The organism is Aminobacter sp. P4_H6_2 (assembly GCF_056400805.1).
Map to the genome: position 1 here is coordinate 1 of NZ_JBFUKO010000846.1, position 1,905 is coordinate 1,905.

2 protein-coding genes are annotated in these 1,905 nt (G+C 62.5%); both read right to left on the reverse strand.

The window, feature by feature from the left end:
- Positions 1 to 551: plasmid replication protein RepC (repC, locus tag AC1DUU_RS30850; RefSeq protein WP_476787115.1), on the reverse strand; the 551-nt coding region annotated here is incomplete at its 3' end.
- Between the two features lie 257 nt (positions 552 to 808).
- Positions 809 to 1,858, reverse strand: coding sequence for a plasmid partitioning protein RepB (gene repB, locus AC1DUU_RS30855; RefSeq protein ID WP_476787116.1), 1,050 nt, complete (start codon positions 1,856 to 1,858; stop codon positions 809 to 811).
- Between the last annotated feature and the right edge of the window lie 47 nt (positions 1,859 to 1,905).

Genomic DNA, 1,905 nt, shown 5'->3' on the forward strand with positions numbered 1-1,905 from the left:
GCGATCATCTTGGCGATGTCGCGGCGCAGGATGGTGATGCGCTCACGTACGAGCAGCAATGCCCGGCGCTCGGCCCTGACAGCCTCGGCCATATGCTCGAACTCTTCGGCACGTGCCAGAAGCGGGGAAAGGTCGAACCCAAAAGCCTGCTCGATCGAACCGTCAAAGCCCTTGCGGGCGTAGCGCTTGCCATTGGGGCTGTCGCGGCGCACCACAAGGCCGCAGTCGATAAGCACCGACAGATGCCGCCTGAGCGTTGCCGGCGCCATGCCATGCGCACGAAGCGCAAGCTGCGTGTTGGACGGAAACACCACCAGCCCCYCCCCTTCCACCAGATCCGTGTCCGGATGAAAGGTCAGCAGCGCGTTGAGCACAGCCAGAGCGCGATCGCTCGCCCCCAGCAGTCCCTTAGCCTCACRGACGGCGCGAAACACCTGCCATTTGTTGGCGCTAGCGCCAGGGGCGCAATTGTCGGCCGACATCTGCCCTGCCACCATGGCAAGCGACAGCGACCGCCGCCCAAAGGGCGTCGTCGAAATATGCTCGATCATCCTCGTTTACCTCACTGCGAGGCAAGCCAAAGGCGTTCCAGAACGCGTCCAGTGGTTGACAAGTCAGCCCGGAAATGATTCTCTCACAATTGCTACATTGATGAGGGCTTCCGGAATGGCGACGTTTCGGGGGCCTTTTTCTTGCCGGTTATCCTTCTATTTCCAGTCCTCTACACATTTGGCACTGACGCCCTACGCTCCACTTCCGCGGGGTGCTGCATTGAAGCATGCGCCCGATTCGCGGGGGCGTGGATAATTTAGTTTTGCCCGGCCGATTGGCCGCGCTCCTGTTTGAACCTTTCCAACAGCTTGGGCAGCTCCTCGCCCAGAAAATCCTCAAAACCGTCGGAAACCTTTTCCACGAAGTCGACGCGGGCCTTGCCCTTGGCGACGCTCAGATGCGCCACCGCCCTGCCCTCGCCATTGCGGATTTCGCGTGCGCCATCGGCCTTGACCTTGCGCTGCAGCCGCGTGAACAAGAAGTTGAAGCGCTCATCGCTCGAAGCAGCAAGGAAGCGGGAACTTGATACCTCGTCTTCAGCCTTGACGCGCGACGCCTCGCTCTTGAGCAGTTCGGCGAGCGCCATCCAGCGCGGCCGACCGACCTTGGGCGCGGCACCTATGGCGCGCACGATACGTTCTGGTACAGCATCGGCGACCTGCAGGAAGCGCGTCATCTCGGCCTTGTGCAGCGACAGCGCATCCTGGACGAGCCCACGCTCGAAGCCACGTCCAATCAGTTCATGGGCAAACAACGCGCGCTCGATGAAGGACAGGTCGCGCCGCTCGGAATTTTCCTTGCCCTGGGCCAACACCAGCTCGACGTCGGAGAGCACCCGTACGATCGCCAGCGCGGGAATGCCGAGCCTGTTTGCCGCCCGCACACGACGATGGCCATAGGCAGTCTGATAGCGGCCGGGCTTGTCAGGGTGCGGTCTTAAAAGCACCGGCACTTGCTGGCCGGAAGCCTCGATGCTGGCGACCAGCGCCTCGAAGTCGTCGTCCTGCGCGCCGTGATCTAGCCGGTCGGCAACGAAGGACGCTTYGATCAGCGCGGTATCGATCTGGGTGACGCGCTCGGCCGTGTCGAGACTTGCCTTGATCTGGCGCGCCTCCTCGATCTCCCTGGAAAGACCGCCGAGCGAAAGCCCCATCGCCTTCACAGCACCCGAAGCGCTGCGCGGCCGCACGGCTTCTGTTTCGGCTGATTTTGTTTCCAGCGCCTTCACGGTTGGGCCCACAGCCATTGGTGCCGGGTCCGCCGCGCCGAAAAGTGCCTTGAGCTGATCCTTGCGATTCTGTGCCATGTGCGCCTCCCTCAGCCTGCCCGGTTCCAGGCTTTGAGCATCAAGGC